Source organism: Georgenia sp. 311 (genome assembly GCF_006151955.1).
Classification (GTDB): Bacteria; Actinomycetota; Actinomycetes; order Actinomycetales; family Actinomycetaceae; genus Oceanitalea; species Oceanitalea wutianyii.
Genome location: NZ_VDFS01000037.1, coordinates 1 through 19,498, shown reverse-complemented (window position 1 = coordinate 19,498; position 19,498 = coordinate 1). Strand labels below are relative to the sequence as shown.

The following is a 19,498-nucleotide window of genomic DNA, read 5'->3' as shown; positions in this document are numbered from 1 at the left end:
GCCAGGTCACATTCTGCGGGGGGCGGGGTGAGGCGGGGTGAACCCGCGTGCCTGCGGGCGTGCGTGGCGCTCGTCCCGCGGCGCCGGGGAACATGGTCCCAGCACGGGGGAGGGCGGTGCGGGGAGCATGGGAGAGTGCGGTGCCTCGAGGGCCACGCCAGGGCGGCGGTCGGTGCCCCACAGACCGACGCCGCCGGGTCTGGCCGCAGACCACCCCACCACCCCACCACCCGGAAGGCGCTCATGACCGTCACCCCCGACAGCCACGTCCTCCTCAGCCCGGCGCAGATGGCGAGGGTGGCGGAGGACTCCTCCGTCGCCAAGGCGACGAACCGGCCGCTGAAGTCCTTCCTCCTCGGGCTGACCGCCGGGGGCTACATCGCTCTCGGGTTCGTCTTCTTCACCACGACGCAGGTCGGCGCGCAGGACATGCCGTGGGGTGTGGCCAGGCTCCTGGGCGGGCTCGTCTTCTCCACCGGCATCGTCCTCGTCGTGCTCACCGGGGCCGAGCTCTTCACCAGCTCGACCCTCACGCTCACCGCCCGCGCGAGCGGTCGGATCACATGGACCCAGCTGCTGCGCAACTGGGGCGTGGTCTACGTCGCGAACTTCATCGGCGCGCTGGTGATCGCCGCCCTCGTCTACCTCGCCGGGACGTGGCAGTCCGCCGACGGCGGGTGGGGCGCCGTCGTCCTGGACACGGCGCAGGCCAAGGTGAGCCACCCGTTCCTCGAGGCCCTGGTGCTCGGCATCCTGTGCAACCTCATGGTGTGCCTGGCGGTGTGGGCGGCCTACTCCGGGCGGACGACGACGGACAAGATCCTCGCCCTCACCCTGCCCATCGCACTGTTCGTCTCCGCGGGCTTCGAGCACTCGGTCGCCAACATGTTCATGATCCCGCTCGGCATCCTCATCAAGGGTCAGGCGGGCCCGGAGTTCTGGAGCAGCACCGGCCTGGCCCCGGCCGACTTCGCCGACCTCACGTGGGGCTCGTTCCTCGTGGACAACCTGCTGCCCGTCACGCTCGGCAACATCGTCGGCGGCGGCGTCATGGTCGGGATCATGTACTGGACGATCTTCCGCTACCTCGAGCGTCCCCGGCCGGAGGCCCTCACCACCGGCTGCTGACGCCGCCGAGGGTGAACGGCGGGGTGAAAACCCGGCCTCTCGTCCTTTAGTACGCCCCGCTCCTGCGAAAGTCGCAGTGGGCGTGTGTTTGCGCGCCCGGGAACCGGGCGGAAGCGGGTAGCAGTGGACGAGCGTCGTCGGCGGAGGCGTCAGGGTCGTCGGAAGGTCTGGGCGGTCCTCGCCGCGTTCGCCGTGGCGCTGCCCGCCGTGGGGGCGCTGGCGACGCCGGTCGCCGCGCAGGCCCAGTACCTCGAGGTGACCAAGGCGGCCGAGCCCTACCAGCTCGCCCCCGGGCAGACCTTCACCTACAGCGTCCAGGTCCAGTGCTCCGAGCAGTCCTGCCTCGACGCGCAGCTCACCGACACGCTGCCCGCCGAGCTCGCCGGCTTCCGGCTCCAGGGCGTCACCACCACCCCCGGTGAGAGCACCGTCCCGCGCACCGTCGAATGGACCGAGGGCGGGCGTCCGGTCGCGCAGCCCGACGTCGTCGGCCCCGACACCCGGCTCGTCGTCGACTTCACCGGCGACGTCACCACCCCGGACGGCGTCGGCCTGCAGAACGGCCGGACGTTCACCGTCCAGCTCGCGCTCCGCGTGCCGGACGACCTCACCCCGCGCGAGCTCGAGATCGTCAACACCGCCCGCACGACGGCGAGCAACTCGCTGTCCGGCGAGGCGTCCGCCCCCGTGCGGCTGTCCGTGCCGGCCGTCGTCGACCTCGCCCCGACGAAGACGTGGGGCCCCAGCCCGCAGGACTTCGCGCCCGGCAGCACCTCGACGGTCTCCCTGGCCGTCACCAGCCTCTCCAACGTGCCCCTGGACGCCCTCACCCTGCAGGAGCCCGCGGACGCCCCCGAGGGCGCCACCGCGCTCGCCGCCTCCAACCCCTTCACCATCACCGACTTCACCGGGTTCGGAGCCGCGACGGTGCCCGCCGGCACGCAGGTCCAGGTCGACGCGTACGTCCAGGACGAGGCCGGCGCCTGGCGGTGGGTCACCGGGGCCCCGCTCCCCGCTCCCGCCCTGCCCACCGGTGTGGACGCCGCCGACGTCGCGGGCCTGCGGTTCTCCTACGCCGGCGCCGTCGCCCCCCGCGACCTCGCCGCCGTCGACCTCACGCTCGCGCAGCGCGCCACCCACCGCGACGGCGGCGCCGACCTGTCGACGGCGCCCTCCGGCGTGGCCAACGTCGTCACCGCCACCGCGACGTCCCTCGAGCACGACCGGACCGTGACGAAGGAGGCAGGCGCCCGCTACGACGTCGTGCCCGCGGCGCTCGCGGTCACGACCGAGAAGAACATCGAGCCGCGGACGGTGACCGGCGGGGAGAGCGCGACCGGGACGCTGAGCGCGACCAACACCGCCTCCCCGGTGGCCGAGCTGCGCCTCGCCGACACCGGCTTCTTCACCGCGGACGTCACCTTCGGTGGCTTCACGCAGGCGCCGACCTGGCCCGCCGGCGCGACCGACGCGGTCGTGGTCTACCACCCGCTCGCCGGCGGCGGCCCGGTCGAGCAGCCGTTCGCCCGCGGGGAGACGCCGGCGGCGCCGGCGACGCCCGTCTCCGGCTTCGAGCTCGTCTACACGGCCCCCGGCAACGCCATCGAGGAGGCCGCGACCGCGACCGCGAGCTTCGTCATCGGCACCACCGAGGCCGCCGCCGGTGAGGCGGCGCGCGCGACCCTCACCAACACCGTCACGACCACCGCGACGGCCGCCAACGGGACGAGCGCCACGGCCTCGGACCTCGACCGGCTCACCGTCATCACCCCCGCCGTCGGCGTCACGCTCGACAAGCAGGTCCGACCGGCCTCGCCCGTCGAGCCCGGCGGGACGGCCTTCGTCACCCTGCGCGCCACCGGGACCGCCACCGACCGCGCCGTCCTCCACGACATCGTCCTCGAGGACGTCCTGGGCACGGGCGACGCCGAGTTCTGGGACGCCTTCGACCTCGTCGCCGTCGCCCCCACCCAGGTGCCCGCCGGGGCCGTGCTCACCCTCGAGGTGCGCGACGGCGAGGCCTGGACCCGGGTCGCCGGCCACGGCCCGCAGGAGACCGCCACGGTCTTCCGGCTCGACCGGCCCGACCTCGCGGCGGCGCTCGCGGACGCCGGTGCGGGCGACGTCACCGGTGTGCGGCTGACCTTCCACAGCGACGCGGGCTTCGCCAACGACCTCACCGTCGAGCCCGTGCTCGTCCTGGACGCCCGCAGCGAGCTGCGCAGCGGCGGCCCGGTCGACGCGCTCGAGGCCGAGGGCACGACGCAGCGGCCCACCGACTACGTCAACACCGCGACGGTCCGCGCGGCCGGCTCCTCCGAGGGCGGCACCCCGCTCACCGACGAGGACGGCGACGCCGCCGCGGGCGAGGTCGTCGCCCTCCCGGGCGGGCCCGGCGCGCTCGACGTCGAGAAGGCGTGGGACACCGACGCCGTGCACGCGCAGGCCGCGGACACCGCGGGCACCGCCCTGCACTGGCACGTCTCCCCGGGCTTCGCCGCCGTGACCCTCACCGACGCGGCCACACAGGCCCCCACGGGCACGGTCTACGAGGCCTTCGACCTGCGCGCGGTCCGTCCCGTCGCCGCGAGCAGCGTGCCCTTCAGCACCGGCTGGTACCTGCGCTACGACGACGTCACCGCCGTCGAGCTGTACACCGGCGGCGCCTGGAGCGCCCTCCCGGTCCCCGCCGGCGGCTGGGTCCAGCAGGGCCGGTTCGTCGGCCACCAGCTCACGGCAGAGCAGTCCGCCGCCACGACCGGCGTCCGGCTCACCCTGGCCGAGAACACCGCGGCCCGGCAGGCCGCCCAGCAGGTCGGCGCGGCCTTCGACCCCTACGCCCCCGAGCCGGGCAGCGGGGTGGGAGCCGGCAGCACCATCCGCCGGTTCGACCTCGACTGGCAGCTGCGTGAGCGGACCCGCACCGACGACGGCGCCCCCGGCGCCTGGGTCACCGGGCAGCTCGGCTACAACGTCACCGCCGGCCCCGGCACCGTGGAGAACACCGTCGCCCTCGACGGCACCCGCGCCGACGGCAGCACCGCCCGGGACGTCGACGCCGACACCATCCAGGTCCTCGACCCCGGCCCGGCCGTCGCCGTGAGCAAGACCGTGGCCGCCGCCACCCCGGTGTTCGTCCCCGAGCAGGGCACCCCGGTGGACCGCTGGCCCACCGCGACGTGGACGATCACCGCCCACAACGCCTCCGTGGCCGCCGCCGGGCACGTCCGGGTCACCGACCCCGCCACCCCGTGCGCCGCCCCGGCGCCGGTCTCCGCCTGCCAGACCTCCGACCCCGACGCCGACCCGTTCGGGGCGGACGTCGACTGGCTGGAGCACAGCCCGTTCCGGTACGTCGACCTCACCCGGGTCGCGCTCTCGGCGAGCCGTGCCGACGAGGTCGACCTCGACGCCACCGTCGTGTGGCTCCTCCACCACGACGGGCAGGCCTACACGACGAGCCGGCACACCGGCACCGCCGCGGCCGCCCTCGACGCCGCCGCGCTCGCCGACGTCGTCGGCGTCTCGGTGACCTTCCAGGCCCACGACGCCGGCGCCGCCGGCGTCGGCACGACCATCACCCAGGCCAACCGGCTCGGCCTCACCCTCGAGACCCGGCTGCGCCCGACCCCGCGCCGCACCGACGAGCCGCTCGTGCTCGGCGTCACCCGGACCCTCGACCTCGACAACCGGGTCTTCGCCCAGTCCTACGACGACGTGCTCAGCCCAGGCGACACCACCGGCGACCTCGCCTCCGCCCGGGTCGTGCTCACCGGCGGTGACGTCAACATCCGGCCCTCGAAGACGGTGAGCCCTGCCCAGGTGCTCCTCGCCGACCCCGACGTCCCGGTGACCGTCACGCTCGCCGCGGACCAGGGCACCAGCCCGCGCAGCACGCTGTCGCCCAGCCGCGTCGTGCTCGAGGACCATGCCGCCTCCGCGGACTTCTGGGACACCGTCGACCTCACCGGCCTCGGTGCCGTGTCGCTGCCCGCCGGTGCGGACCGCGTCGCCGTCGGCGTCTACGGTCCCTTCGGCCCGCAGGGCGCCCCGGCCTGGGTGGACGGCGCCCCGGCGGCCACCGCCGAGCTGCCCGTCCCGGCCGAGGCCTACGGCGACGTCCAGGGCATCCGCTTCGCGTTCACCCGCGCCGACGGCGGCTACTTCGACCAGGCACCGCCGCCGGCCGCGAACTGGTCGGCGCGGGCCGCGTTCACCGTCGCGGTGCGCGACACCTACCGCGCCTCCGGCGAGGATGTCGTCTTCACCGGGTCGGTCGCCAACACGGTGACCGCGCAGAGCCTGCGGACCGACGGGAAGGACTCCGCCCCGGCCCCGGCCACCGCCCGCCTCACCCTGAGCGAGGGCACCCGCGAGCTCGAGGTCAACAAGCTGACCAACGCCGGCAACCGGCGCGCCAACCCCGGCGAGAGCGTCCCGTTCCGGATCACCGTCACCAACGCCGGCACCGGGTTCCTCACCCTCACCGAGCTGCGCGACACCCTGCCCGCCGAGCTCGTCCACCTCGGGGACGCCCCGACCTACACGGCCCAGGAGGGCGGCCTCCTCTCCGAGGACGTCACCCTGGCCGTCTCCGGCCCCGACCTCGTCCTCACCTGGCCCGAGGGCGGCAACCGGATGGCCCCGGGGGAGACGTTCACCATCGACCTCCCCCTCGAGCTGCAGCCTGCGGCCGGGCGGGTCTTCAACGACGTCGCCGTCACCACCGCGGAGGTCCTCGACCGCTGCGGCAACACCGACGGCAGCGGCAACTGGCACCAGCCGGGCGGGGACACCTCCTGCGCGACCCGCGACTACGTCGACGCCGTCGCCGGCCCCAACCTCTTCGCGGTCAAGGGCGTGCGTGGCTCCCTCGACGGCACGAGCGCGGGCGGCGCCTACCACCCCGGGACCGGCGCCACCTGCAGCCCCACACTCACGGCCACCGGTGGCTCCTACTACCGGGCGCCCTGCGTGGCGCACAGCGAGCTCGGCGGTGAGGACCACTGGGTGCTGCGCGTCCAGAACGCCGGCACCTTCCCGGTGACCTCGATGACGGTCTTCGACCAGCTGCCCGTGGCAGGGGACGGGTTCCTCGTCTCGGGCGCCTCGCGCGGCTCCACCTACCGCCCCCGGCTCGTCGCCGACTCCCTCGACGTCCACGCGCCGGACGGCACCGCCGTCGTCGTCGAGACGACCACGAGCCCGGACGTCTGCCGGGGCACCTGGGCCGGTCTCTCCGGAGGCTCCGCACACACGCCGTGCGCGCAGGCGGGTGAGACGTGGACCCCGGTCGGCGCTACGACGGACTGGGACGCGGTCACCGGGCTGCGCGTCTCCCTCGACTTCACCGCCACGGCCTCCGGGGCGCTGACGACGAGGGAGCTCGTCGACGTCACCTTCCGCACCCGCAACGTGGTCGCGACGGCGCAGGACCCGAGCGGGGCGCCCGCCGTCGTCCCGGCCGACGAGTCCTTCGCCTGGAACCAGTTCGGCGTCCAGTACCGCGACGTCGACCCGCAGGGGCGCCACGCGGTCAAGCGCCTCGCGCCCAACGCCGTCGGCGTCCACCTGCGCACCGGGTCGATCGCCGTCGCCAAGGAGGTCACCGGGCCCGCCGCGGCGTACGCCGCGGAGGACTTCACCCTCGCGCTCAGCTGCCGGAACGGGGACACCCCGCTCGACCTCGGCGCCGGCGCGACCGTGACCCTCACCGCCGGTGAGCAGGTCCGCCTCGACGGCATCCCCTACGGGGCCGGCCCGCAGACCGAGTGCACGGTCACCGAGACGGCGCAGACCGGTGAGTTCGGCGAGACCACTCGCACCACCGACCCGGTGGACGGCGTGCTCACCCTCACCGAGCCCACCGACCCGACACGAGCCGAGCAGGACGTCCCCGCCGCCCAGGTCGCCACGGTGACCAACGACTACCGGTTCACCGGCCTGTCGGTGACCAAGGCCGTCGACACGCACGCCACCACTGGGAAGCTCGGTCCGTTCGACTTCACCCTCCGGTGCACCTCGCTCACCGGGGTGCCCGTCCCGCTGGGGGCCGACGGCGCGACGACGCTCGCGTTCACGCTCGCCGACGGCGAGACGTTCACCCTCCCGGACGACCTCCTCCCCGTGGGCACCGAGTGCCTGCTCACCGAGACCGACGGCTCGCACGCCGACACCGTCACCGTCGTCGGGGACAACGTCACCGACCACGGTGACGGCTCGGCGACCGTCGTCCCCGGCGTCGACCCCGCGGAGGTCACGGTGGTGAACGGCTACGGAGCGGGCACGCTCACGGTGGCCAAGGACGTCGACGGCGCGGGAGCCGGGACCTACGGGGACGGACCGTTCGGCTTCACCGCCGAGTGCACCTACGAGGGCCAGGTGCTGCTCGAGGAGACCTTCGAGCTGCGCGGCGGGGAGACCCGCTCCTTCGGAGTCTTCCCGGCCGGCACGCACTGCGGTGTCGCCGAGACGGTCACCGGCGGCGCGACGACGACGACGCTCGAGCCGGCTGACGGCATCGTCGAGATCACGCAGCCTGCCGAGGCGGACACCGTGAGCGAGGCGCGCGTCGTGGCCACGAACACCTTCGACGTCGGCGCCCTGGAGATCACCAAGGTGGTCGACGGCGACGGGGCCGAGCTGTGGGGCGAGGGGCCCTTCGTGGCCGAGGTCGCGTGCAGCTGGGACGGCCGGACGCAGCCCGTCGCGCTGCCGAACGACGGCGTGGTCACGCTGACGCGGGAGAACGGCTACACCGCGCGGATCGACGACCTCGTCGTCGGTGCCCACTGCACCGTGCACGAGACCGGGACCGGTGGGGCGACCTCCTCCACGATCGCGCCCCTCGACGGCACGGTCACGGTCCCGCCCGTCGAGGACGGCGAGCCACAGGCAGCGGCGGTCACCCTCACCAACACCTTCGACGTCACCTCGCTCGAGGTCGTCAAGGAGGTCCAGGGCGACCTCGCCGGGGCGCAGGGTCCGTTCGAGATCGAGCTCGTCTGCACCCGGGAGGTCGACGGGCGCACCGCGCCGGTCGGGATCCCGGGCGGGGCGGTGCGCGAGCTGAGCCCGGCGGACGGGCTGCGGACCGTGTACGACCGGCTGCCGGTGGGCGCGGACTGCCACCTCACCGAGACGCTGACCGGCGGAGCCGACGGCACGACCATCACCGTGACGGTCGAGGGACAGGAGCCGGTCACCACCGAGGGCCCGAGCGCCGCGGTCCAGCTCCCGGCCGGCCCCGGCCAGGCGCGCGCCGTCGTCGTCAACGCCTTCGACGCCGTCCCGGTCGAGCCGTCACCGCCGGCCGACGCGGTCTCCGGCCTCGTCCGGACCGGTGCCCAGGTGGGCGCCCTGGTGGGCATCGCCGCGCTGCTCGTGGCCCTGGGCGCGGTGGTGCTGAGGCGCCGCGGCTCCACCCCGTAGCGCGGCCCCTGAACCGCGGTCGTGCCGGGCCTCCCCCCAAGGTCCGGCACGGCCGCACACCCGCGGCCCACGTCGTCGTGAGGTCGCGGAGACTGCGGTCGTGCCGGGCCTTCGCCCCAGGTCCGGCACGACCGCGTCATACGAGACGGTCGTCCGTCACAGCTCCAGGAGGGCGAGCTTCTCCAGCGCCTCCGGGCGCCGGTTGACGCCGAGCTTGCGATAGGCCGATCGCAGCTGCGTCTTGACCGTGTTGACGGACAGGAACAGGCGCGTGGCCATCTCCTCCCTCGTCAGACCGTCCCGCAGGAGGCGGAGCACGTCGATCTCCGCCTCCGACAGCGGCGCCGCGAGGACAGCCCGGACCTCGACGGACGGCAGCGCCGCGCTCTCGACGAGCGCGATCGCGCGGGCACCGTCGTCGGTGTCGGCGATCGACTCGAGAGTCTCGCGCGTCAGGTACCGCAGCGTGCCGTAGGTGCGGCGCTCCAGCACCTCGTGCACCGTCTGCAGGAGCAGGTGGCGGCCCTCGGCGGGCCGGCCGTCGGCGATGGTGGCCTGTGCCCGGAGGAGGGCGAGCGCCCGGCGGCAGCGCTCGTCGCGCCGTGCCCGCAGCTCGACCTGCATGACGGCCCGGTACTGCCCGGAGGCGAAGAGGTGGACGGCGTGGGCGAGCACGGACACGTCGGTGTGCGCGGCGTTCCCGTCCAGGTCGGACGGGTGGACACCGTGCAGCTTGATGAGGGTCCGCGCATCAGGCAGCGCCGTGGCCAGGAGCCCCTCGCTGCCGGCCGACGGCGGGACCGCCGCGGCGACGGTGTCGCACAGCTCCTCCGCCCGGCGCCGACGACCCGTGAGCACGAGGTGCCGCACGTGCGCCTGGAGCGCGATCGGCCACAGCTCGCGGTGCGCCAGCGGGGAGGGCCGGGCCTGCCGCAGCTCCTCGGCGCTCGGGTCGAGGGTGTCGACGGCGCAGATGTAGTCGGTCAGCCAGATCGTGTCGTCCACCATCGCCTCCACCCAGCTCTCGGTCCTGGGCAGGCTGCGCGCCCGGTCGTTGAGGTGGGCAGCCTCCCTGACGTCCCCGCTGAGGGCGTGGGTCAGGGCGAGCTTGGCGGTCGCCTCCCGCACGACGAACGGGAAGCGGTCCGGGCGGTGGGCGTCGCACGCCGTGAGGAAGAAGCCTCGGGCGGTCGACGCGTCCCCGGCCAGCAGGGCCGTGATGGCCGCCTGGACGAGCCACATCGCCACCGTCCCGCCGGAACCGTCGAGGAGACCGCCCCGCTGCGCGCGGACGAGCTCCTGGCTCCTGCGCACCTGGGCCAGCGCCTCGACGGGACGTCCCCGGAGGCGCAGGTCGGCGATGTAGCGGATGAGCTCGCCGGGTGTGGCGTCGCGGCCCGGGACGGCGTGCGGCTCGAGCAGGTCGTCCACGGCACCGTGGCCCGTGGCGCGCGCGACGTAGCTGGCCCCGTCGAGGGAGCACAGGAGGTCCGGCGGCGCCGCACCCACCAGGCTGCGCAGGTCAGTCGGGTCGATCGCGAACCAGATCTCCACCCAGTTCTCGTCGAGGATCTTCAGTGCCCGTTCCCAGTCGGCCCGCTCGACCGCCGGTAGGAATCGCGCCGTCGCGGGTGTGCGCACCGCCCTGATCGACCCTCGGTCCACCGTCTCTCCTTCTGCGCGAGCAGCCCGGCTGCGGCGCGCCGTGTGCGCTGATATCACCACATCGGGGCGCCCGCGCCAAAGTCGGACAGTGCTACGGGTGCAGCGACCAGCGCCAGGAGCCCGGGCCGGGCAGCGGGCCGCGCTGCAGCCGGCGCGCGTGGTCGGCCCATGGGGAGACGGGCCCGGTCGCCGGCGCGTCGTCGTCACGGGTGGCGCGCGCGGCGACGATCCCGGCGACGAGGGCGGCGAGCTCGACGTCGTCGGGCGTGCCCCGCACGACCCGGAGCCCTGCGGCGCTGAGGTCCCCGCTCACAGCGGGATGTTCCCGTGCTTGCGGGCGGGCCGCGAGGCGCGCTTGGTGCGCAGCGCCCGCAGTGCCCGGACGATCTGGACACGGGTGTCCGACGGCGCGATGACGGCGTCCACGTAGCCCCGGGCGGCGGCGTCCCACGGGTTGACGAGCGCGTCCTCGTACTCGGCGACGAGCCGCGCCCGCTCGGCCTCGACGTCCCCGCCCTCGTCGGCGACCTTCCGCAGCGCCCCCCGCTGGAGGATGTTGACGGCGCCGCCGGACCCCATGACCGCGATCTGCGCCGTCGGCCACGCGAGGTTGACGTCCGCGCCGAGCTGCTTGGAGCCCATGACGATGTACGCCCCGCCGTACGCCTTGCGGGTGATCACCGTGACGAGCGGGACGGTCGCCTCGGCGTAGGCGTAGATGAGCTTGGCGCCGCGGCGGATGATCCCGTTCCACTCCTGGTCGGTGCCCGGGAGGAAGCCGGGCACGTCGACGAACGTGAGGACGGGGATGTTGAAGGCGTCGCACGTGCGCACGAAGCGGGCGGCCTTCTCCGACGCGGCGATGTCGAGCGTGCCGGCCATCTGCAGCGGCTGGTTGGCGATGATGCCGACCGGGCGGCCCTCGACGTGGCCGAACGCGGTGATGACGTTCGGCGCGTAGAGCGCCTGGACCTCGAGCAGCTCACCGTCGTCGAGGACGTGCTCGACGACGGTGCGCATGTCGTAGGGCTGGTTGTCGGAGTCCGGGACGAGGGCATCGAGCTCGAGGTCCGCCTCGCTCACCTCGAGCGCCTCGTCCTCGGCGGGCCACGCCGGAGGGTCGCTGAGGTTGTTCGCGGGCAGGAAGGCGAGCAGCGCTCGCGCGTAGTCGATGGCGTCGTCCTCGTCCTCGGCGAGGTAGTGCGCGACGCCGGAGCGCTCGTTGTGGGTGGCGGCCCCGCCGAGCTCCTCGAAGCCGACCTCCTCACCGGTGACCGCCTTGATGACGTCCGGGCCGGTGATGAACATGTGCGACGTGCCGTCGGCCATGATGATGAAGTCGGTGAGGGCGGGGGAGTAGACGGCCCCACCCGCGCTCGGCCCGAGGATGAGGGAGATCTGCGGGATCACCCCCGAGGCCGCGACGTTGCGGCGGAAGATCTCGGCGAACTGGGTGAGGGCGGCGACGCCCTCCTGGATGCGCGCGCCACCGCCGTCGGAGATGCCGACGAGGGGAACCCCGGTGCGCAGCGCGAGGTCCATGACCTTGGTGATCTTCTGGCCGTGCACCTCCCCGAGGCTCCCGCCGAAGACCGAGAAGTCCTGGGAGTAGATGCACACCTGGCGCCCGTCGACGGTGCCGTGCCCGACGACGACGCCGTCCCCGGCCGGCTTGCGGTCCGCGAGGCCGAAGTTGGTCGAGCGGTGGGTGGCGAAGGCGTCGAGCTCGACGAAGCTGCCCTCGTCCAGGAGCGCCTCGATGCGCTCGCGGGCGCTCTTCTTGCCCCGGGCGTGCTGCTTGTCGCGCGCGACGGCCTCGGCGCGCTCGAGCTCGGCGTTGCGGTCGGCGAGGTCGGCGAGCTTGGCGGCCGTGCCGAGGGAGGTCGATTGCGAGGTCACCCGGCGAGCGTACTTGTGGGGCCGCGCGCTCCTCGCTGCCCGTGCCGTGCGTTTCGCCCCGCCGTCGTTGTGGAGGCCCTACAAGTGGGGCCCGCGCGGTGGCCGTCCCACGGCCGCGCGGATCCTGCCACCACCTGCGCGACACGCGCGCGACACGCCGCGCGCAGGGGTGTCCCAGAGGGTCACCGGTGGACTTGGTGGCAGGAGCTGCGGGCCCGCGGGCCCACCTGCGGGGCCGGGCGGTTCAGGAGCCGAGCTCGGCCTCGATGATCTCGACGAAGACGTCGGTGGGCTGGGCGCCCACGACCGGCGTGCCGCCGACGATGAAGCTCGGCGTGGACTGCAGGCCCACCGCCTGCGCCTCCTGCATGTTCTGGTCGACGACGGCGAGGACCTCCGGGTCGGTGAGGTCGGCCCGGAACTGCTCGACGTCGAGCCCTGCCTGCTCGGCGAACGCGACGAGGTCCTCCTCGGAGCGCGCCTGGAGGTCGGACATGAGCAGGTCGTGGTACTCCCAGTAGGCGCCCTGGCGCGCCGCGGCGGCCGCGGCGACGGCGGCCCGCTCGGAGTCCTCCCCGAGGATCGCGACGTCGCGCGACTCGAGGCGGACGTCGCCCTCCTCGGCGTAGGCGGCCAGGGTCGGGAGCGTCTCCTGCGCCCACCGCTGGCAGTACGTGCAGGAGTAGTCGGAGTACACGACGATGCCCACCGGGGCGTCGACCGGGCCGAGCGCCATCGCGTCGCCCTCGGTGCGCCGGGTGAGGTCCGGGGCGGTCGCCTCCGTGGCGGGCTCGGGCTCGGCGGTCGCAGGGGCGGTCGCGGTGGCGGTCGGGGCCGCCGACGGCTCCTCGTCGTTCCCGCGCCCAACGAGGAGCCCGGCCACGACCGCCACGACGACGAGCAGGAGGAGCACGGGCACGACGACCCGGGCGCGGGAGGAGGACATGGGGGACTCCAGACGTAGACGGCACAACCATGCTAAGCCGCGCCCGGCGCCACCTCGCGGGACGGACCGCCCTGCCCGGTGTGGTTGGCTCGGGGCGTGGACGCCGCCCCTTTCGCCCGGCTCGAGCGCCTCGCCGAGGCGGCCTCGACGAACACGGTCCTGCGCGAGGCCGCCACCGCCGACCCCTCCGGGTGGCCGCACCTGTCGGCCGTCCTCGCCGCGCACCAGACCGCGGGTCGCGGCCGGGCCGGGCGCCGGTGGCAGACCCCGCCGGGTGCCGCCCTCACGGCCTCCGTCCTCGTGCGGCCGCGGGTGCCGGCCGAGCGGCTGCCGTGGCTCACGCTCCTCGCCGGGCTGGCCGTCGTGCGCGGCCTCCCCGGCGCCGTCGGGCTCAAGTGGCCCAACGACGTCCTCGTCGCGGACGCCGGCACGGAGCTGGCCGGGTGGGGCACCGCCCGCAAGGTCGGCGGGATCCTCACCGAGCTGCTGCCCGGGCGCCCACCGGCCGCCGTCGTCGGCATCGGCGTCAACCTCACCCAGGGTCCGGAGGACCTGCCCGTCCCCTCGGCCACCTCGCTCGCCCTCGCCGGCCTGCCCGCCCCGACGGCGCCGGAGCTGCTCACCGCCGTCGGCCGCGAGCTCGCCGGGCTCCTGGCCCGGTGGGAGGCGCACGACGGCGACGCCCAGGCGGCCGGCCTGCTCGCCGACGTCGCCGACCGCTGCCTCACCCTCGGGCGGCCCGTGCGCGTCGACCTCCCCGGTGCCGCGCCGCTGCACGGCACCGCCCGCGCCATCGACGACGCCGGCCGTCTCCTCGTGCGTGACGCCGCGGGCCGCGAGCACGCCGTCCTCGCCGGCGACGTCCTCCACGTGCGCGGCGAGGACATGGACAGCGACGACTCGCCGCCGCCGAAACGTTAACCTGGGGGTGTGACGGGCGCCGCAGACCCAGGGGGACGCCCGAGCGACCCCACTTCCGCCACCGTGCCGCCGAGGTCGACCGTGGCCGAGCGCGTCGCCGAGCTCATCGGCGGCGAGCCCAGTCTCACGATGGTCGAGCTCGCCGAGCGGGCGGGCGTCGACCTCGCCACCGCGCGCCTCTTCTGGCGTGCCATGGGCTTCCCGAACGTCGCCGACGACGCCGTGACGTTCACCGGGCGCGACGCCGAGGCGCTGCGCGCCATGGGCTCCCTCGTCGCCGGCGTGGCAACCGACCGGGCGACCGCGGTGTCCCTCCTGCGCGCCCAGAGCTACCTGGCCGACCGGCTCGTCCTGTGGCAGGTGGAGGCGCTCGTCGAGGACGCCGGCCGCCGGCTCAAGCTCGACGACACCGGTGCCCGGCTCGTCGTCCTCGACCACATCGCCGACGCCGCGGGCCTGCTCGAGGGGCAGCTCGTCTACGCGTGGCGCCGCCAGCTCGCCGCCCTCGTCGAGCGGATGCACGTCGAGGTCGCCGGGCGGTCGGTCGAGGAGTCGGCGAGCGACACGCTGCCGCTGCCCCGCGCGCTCGGCTTCGTCGACATGGTCTCCTTCACGTCGAGCTCGGCGCGGCTGAGCCCGCACGAGCTCGCCGCCCTCGTCCAGGGCTTCGAGTTCACCGCGCGCGACGTCATCACCTCCCACGGCGCACGCGTCGTCAAGACCATCGGCGACGCCGTCCTGTTCGCCGCCGACGACGTCACGACGGCGGCGCGCGTCGCCCTCGCCCTGCTCTCGGCGATCCACGCCCGGCCCGACCTGCTGCCCGTGCGCGGGTCGGTGGTCTGGGGCCGGGTGATCTCCCGCTCCGGCGACGTCTTCGGGCCCGTCGTCAACCTCGCGGCCCGGCTCGTCGACGTCGCACCGCCCGACACGATCCTCATGGACCCCTCGACGAGCGAGCGGCTGGCGAGCTCCCCGTCCGCGGCCGAGTTCGCCATGGTGCCGCACGGGCCGGCGGACATGCCGGGTATCGGGCAGATGACGCCGGTCGAGCTGCGTCGGGCCGCCGAGGCGCCCGCACCCTCCTGACGCGAGGTCCACTTCTAGCGGCAGATGACCGGAAGTTGGTTGACCGCGTCATCAAGGGTGGCTAGCGTCTTTCGTTGCTGGACGGGAGGGCAGTGACGCCCTGCCCGCCGGCATCGAGGCCGACCAAAGGAGTGAGGATGCTCGAACGCACCGCCGTGTCCACCGGGGGGCACCGACCATGGTTCCGCCGCACCGTCGCCGTTCTCGGCGCCGGCGCCGTCCTGGGTGCCGGGCTGGCCGCGCCGGCCCTGGCCGACGACCTGCCCGCACAGACCCCGGGCGTCACCCTGCGGACCTACCAGCTCGCACAGGACCCGGGCGAGGTCTGCACGCTGCGGTCCGCGACGACGCCCAACGTCGACAAGCTCATGCCGACGATCGACTGGCGCACCGACGAGGAGTTCGGGGCCTCGGACAACTTCATCACCCACGCCCTGGCCAACCTCCACGTCCCCGCGGACGGGGAGTACGGCCTGCGCGTGACCAACGACGACGGCGCGCTCGTCTACATCGACGGGCAGCTCGTCCTGGAGAACGACGGCCCCAACGACTCGACGTCCGTCGAGGCGACCGTGAGCCTCACCGCCGGCGTCCACGACCTGCGCGTCGAGCACTACGAGGGCAGCTTCAACCAGCGCCTCAGCCTCTACTGGCAGCCGCCGGGCGCGTCCTCCTTCGAGCTCGTCCCGACCACGGCGCTGAGCACCGACGCCGAGGTGGTCCGCGTGACCGCGCCCGGCGTGAAGTTCTGCGAGGGCGCGACCGACACCCCCGGTGACGGCCTGCGGCTCTACGACGTCAACCCGAACTACGAGCTCGTGGACCTGCGCCCCGAGGGCTTCGAGCCCGCGGTCTCGGCGCTCGACTTCACCGAGGACGGCGACCTCGTCGTCGTCACCGCCGGCCAGGTGAGCCCCGGCGGCTGGCAGCCCGACCCGTACACCGGGCAGGTCTACATCCTCGAGGGCGCCCAGGAGGCCGACGGCCCGGAGGACGTCACCTACCGGCTCGTCCACGACGGGCTGTTCAACCCCATGGGCGTCGACGTCATCGGCGACTCGATCTTCGTCTCCGAGCGCGACGGCCTCACCGAGCTCGTCCCGGACCCGCAGGCCACCGACCCGGAGACGGCCGCCTACGTCCGCAACCCGGAGCACGAGGACGGCAAGTTCGCCACGTGGCCCGACGGTGGGAACTTCCACGAGTTCGCCTTCGGCCTGGTCCACGACGAGGAGAACTTCTACCTCAACCTCTCCGTGGCCATCAACAACGGTGGCGCCTCGACCAACCCGCAGCCCGCGCCCAACCGCGGCACGACGATCGCGGTGGACCGGGAGACCGGTGAGGTCGAGCTCGTCGCCGGCGGCCTGCGCACCCCCAACGGCATCGGGTGGGGCGGCACCGACGGGCAGGACCTGTTCGCCATGGACAACCAGGGCGACTGGCTGCCGAGCTCCAAGCTCGTCCACATCAAGCCCGGCCGCTTCTTCAACCACTACACCAACCCGGCCGGCCCCTTCGACGACCAGCCGGTGACCCAGCCGGTCGTGTGGGTGCCGCAGAACGAGATCGGCAACTCCCCGAGCGCGCCCTTCCAGCTCACCGACGGCCCGTTCGCCGGGCAGATGCTCTTCGGCGACGTCACCTACGGCGGCCTGCAGCGCGCGTTCCTCGAGGAGGTGGACGGCGAGTACCAGGGCGCCGTCTTCCGCCACACCGCGGGCCTGGAGGCCGGCGTCAACCGCACGATCGTCGGGCCCGACGGCGCGATCTACGTCGGCGGCATCGGCGAGGCCGGCAACTGGGGGGAGTCGGGCAAGCTGCGCTACGGCCTGCAGAAGCTCGAGCCGGTGAGCGAGGACAACTTCGACATCGCCGAGATGCGCGTCGTCGAGGGCGGCTTCGAGCTCGAGTACACCCAGCCGCTGTCCCAGGAGACCGCCGCGGCGCTCGCCGAGGCCTACGAGGTCACCCAGTGGCGCTACGTGCCGACGGCCAGCTACGGCGGCCCGAAGGTGGGCGAGGTGACCCTGCCCGTCACCGGCGCGGAGCTCTCGGAGGACGGCACCACCGTCACGCTGGCCATCGACGGCCTCGAGCCGGGGCACGTCGTCCACGTCCGCTCCCCGCGTCCCTTCCAGGACGCCACGGGCCAGGAGCTGTGGAGCACCGAGGCCTGGTACACCCTCAACTCCCTGCCCGGCTACGTCGGCCCGGAGGACCGCGGCTACTACGAGGCCGAGGAGGCCACGCTGCTCGGCGGGGCGAACCCCCACGACGAGCACAACGGCTACTCCGGCACGGGCTTCGCCCAGGGCATCCAGCAGGTCGGCGCCGAGGTCCGCTTCACGGCCACGGTCGAGGAGGCCGGCACCTACCCGGTCCACCTGCGGTACTCCAACGGACCGCACCCGTTCGCGGGCACCAAGACCATGTCGCTCTACCTCAACGGCGAGAAGGTCGGGCCGTGGGAGCTGCCCACCACCGGTGACTGGAAGACCTGGGCCACCGTGACCCGCGAGCTGCCGCTCGACGCGGGGACCAACACCATCGCGCTGCGCTACGACACGGGGGACGACGGCAACGTCAATCTCGACGCGCTGTCCGTGGGCGCCGCCGACATGTGCGTGGCCGAACCCGCGGACGAGGGGTACACCGCGCTCTTTGACGGCACCCTCGAGAGCTTCGCCGACTGGCGCCTCGCCGGCGCCGGGTCCTTCGGCCGCTACGAGGACTGCTCGCTGCGCGGCTCCGGCGGGATGGGGCTGCTCTGGTACGCCGAGCAGGAGTTCGGGGACTACAGCCTCAAGCTCGACTGGAAGCTCGTCAAGGACGACAACGGCGGTGTGTTCGTCGGCTTCCCGGACCCGGGCAACGACCCGTGGGTCGCCGTCAACCAGGGCTACGAGATCCAGATCGACGCCACCGACGCTGCGGACCGTACGACCGGTGCGGTCTACACCTTCCAGGGGGCGGACGCCGCGGCGGTGGAGCAGTCGCTCAACCCGGTGGGCTCGTGGAACAGCTACGAGATCGTCGTCGACGGGGACAACATCAAGATCTTCCTCAACGGCACCCTCGTCAACGACTTCACGAGCACCGACCCGGCACGTGACCTCAGCTCCGGGTTCGTCGGCATCCAGAACCACGGCGGGGGTGAGACGGTCTTCTACCGCGACATCCAGGTCAAGGAGCTGACCGACGAGCCGGCGGAGCCGGTCCACGTGCCCGCCGAGCAGGTCTCCGTCCAGCTCTTCTCGCTCATCCCGTGGGTGGGCGAGGCGGGCCTGGAGCCGGTGCTCGCGCGGCTCGCCGAGATCGGCCTCCAGAACATCGAGCCGTTCGGCGGCAGCTTCGCCGGCTACACGGCGGCGGAGTTCCGGGCGCTGACCGACGCCGTCGGCCTGGACGTCCCGTCCTCGCACTACGACGTCGCCGAGGGGAGCTTCGACAGCACGCTCGACTACGTCCGGACGCTGGGCCAGGAGTACGTGGGCTCGGGCGGGTTCGCCGCCCCCGGCATCGGGTCCTACGAGGACACCCTCGCCACGGCGGAGACGCTCGACCGGCTCGGTGAGCGGTCCGTGGCGGCAGGCGTGGGCAAGGTCTTCGGCCACAACCACGCCGGGGAGTTCACCACGACCTACACCCACGACGGCGAGCAGATGTCGGCCTGGGAGATCCTCGTCGAGGAGACCGACCCGCAGTACGTGACGTTCGAGCTCGACGTCGCCTGGGCGGCGGACGCCGGGATCGACGTCCCGGCGCTCCTCGAGGAGCACGGTGACCGCATCGAGCTGCTCCACGTCAAGGACGCGACGAACCTCGACGCGCCCGGCAACCCGACCTTCACCAACCTCGGTGAGGGCGACGTCGACCTCCAGGCCATCCTCGCGGCGGCCCAGGAGCACGCGGACATCGCGTACTACGTCCTGGAGTACGACCTCGCGCCGCGTGGCGAGGAGTTCGTCACCACCGGGTTCGAGTACCTCACGGGGCAGGAGGCCGGGGAGCCCGGCACGCGCCCGGTGACGGTGACGCCGGCGGCGGTGACCTTCAGCGACGAGCCCGGCACCGCCGACGACGGCTACACCGTGCCCCGCACGCCCGGGGTGGAGTACGTCGTCGACGGGCAGGTCGTCGCGGCCGGCTCGTACGCCGGGACCGGGACGGTGACCGTCACGGCGCGGGCACTGGCCGGGTACGTGGTGGCCGACGGGGCGGGGGCGCAGTGGTCGCACACGTTCTCGACCGACGACGGCCAGCCGACCGACCCGCACACCGCGATGGCGCAGCTCCGCGCGACCCTCGCGGGTCACGTGGCGGCCGGGACCGTCGCCGGGCCGATCGCCTCGCAGCTGACGAACGCGCTCGACCAGGCGGCCCGTCACCTCGACGGTGACCGCACCACCCAGGCGC

9 protein-coding genes are annotated in these 19,498 nt (G+C 73.9%); 5 read left to right on the top strand and 4 right to left on the bottom strand.

All coding sequences use genetic code 11. The features are described 5' to 3' along the window. Positions 1 to 243 precede the first annotated feature (243 nt). Both focA and FHE66_RS15990 read left to right on the top strand, forming a co-directional pair. Positions 244 to 1,128 (top strand): formate transporter FocA, encoded by an 885-nt coding sequence (gene focA, locus FHE66_RS06410; protein WP_139072145.1) that lies wholly within the window; start codon positions 244 to 246, stop codon positions 1,126 to 1,128. Between the two features lie 123 nt (positions 1,129 to 1,251). Further along, positions 1,252 to 8,559 (top strand): DUF5979 domain-containing protein, encoded by a 7,308-nt coding sequence (locus tag FHE66_RS15990; protein WP_139072144.1) that lies wholly within the window; start codon positions 1,252 to 1,254, stop codon positions 8,557 to 8,559. A gap of 156 nt (positions 8,560 to 8,715) precedes the next feature. Here FHE66_RS15990 and FHE66_RS06400 read toward each other — a convergent pair whose 3' ends face one another. The 4 genes from FHE66_RS06400 to FHE66_RS06385 all read right to left on the bottom strand — a co-directional run bounded on the left by FHE66_RS06400 (position 8,716) and on the right by FHE66_RS06385 (position 13,069). Beyond that, a complete protein-coding gene (locus tag FHE66_RS06400) occupies positions 8,716 to 10,224 on the bottom strand; it encodes a response regulator transcription factor (RefSeq protein ID WP_139072143.1) in 1,509 nt (502 codons plus the stop codon). 91 nt (positions 10,225 to 10,315) lie between these two features. Next, the gene (locus FHE66_RS06395) at positions 10,316 to 10,537 is read right to left on the bottom strand and encodes an acyl-CoA carboxylase subunit epsilon (protein WP_139072142.1); all 222 of its coding nucleotides are present in this window, start codon (positions 10,535 to 10,537) and stop codon (positions 10,316 to 10,318) included. After that, the gene (locus FHE66_RS06390; protein ID WP_139072141.1) at positions 10,534 to 12,123 is read right to left on the bottom strand and encodes an acyl-CoA carboxylase subunit beta; all 1,590 of its coding nucleotides are present in this window, start codon (positions 12,121 to 12,123) and stop codon (positions 10,534 to 10,536) included. Before FHE66_RS06390 ends, FHE66_RS06395 begins: the two co-directional genes overlap by 4 nt. 244 nt (positions 12,124 to 12,367) lie before the next feature. Further along, positions 12,368 to 13,069: a thioredoxin domain-containing protein gene (locus tag FHE66_RS06385; RefSeq protein WP_139072140.1), complete on the bottom strand. Its 702-nt coding sequence runs from the start codon at positions 13,067 to 13,069 to the stop codon at positions 12,368 to 12,370. Between the two features lie 96 nt (positions 13,070 to 13,165). Here FHE66_RS06385 and FHE66_RS06380 point away from each other — a divergent pair, with 96 nt between their 5' ends. The 3 genes from FHE66_RS06380 to FHE66_RS06370 form a co-directional block, all read left to right on the top strand. Continuing rightward, on the top strand, positions 13,166 to 13,990 hold the full coding sequence (locus tag FHE66_RS06380; RefSeq protein ID WP_255303622.1) for a biotin--[acetyl-CoA-carboxylase] ligase: 825 nt from the start codon (positions 13,166 to 13,168) through the stop codon (positions 13,988 to 13,990). Positions 13,991 to 14,071: 81 nt separating this feature from the next. Beyond that, positions 14,072 to 15,079 (top strand): adenylate/guanylate cyclase domain-containing protein, encoded by a 1,008-nt coding sequence (locus FHE66_RS06375; RefSeq protein WP_139072138.1) that lies wholly within the window; start codon positions 14,072 to 14,074, stop codon positions 15,077 to 15,079. 137 nt (positions 15,080 to 15,216) lie between these two features. After that, positions 15,217 to 19,498: family 16 glycoside hydrolase (locus FHE66_RS06370; RefSeq protein WP_139072137.1), on the top strand; the 4,282-nt coding region annotated here is incomplete at its 3' end.

What these genes read in the sequence shown, in the direction of transcription:
- focA (WP_139072145.1), top strand. Translation starts at nt 244, where the DNA reads ATGACCGTCACCCCCGACAGCCACGTCCTCCTCAGCCCGGCGCAGATG.
- FHE66_RS06385 (WP_139072140.1), bottom strand. Translation starts at nt 13,069, where the DNA reads ATGTCCTCCTCCCGCGCCCGGGTCGTCGTGCCCGTGCTCCTCCTGCTC.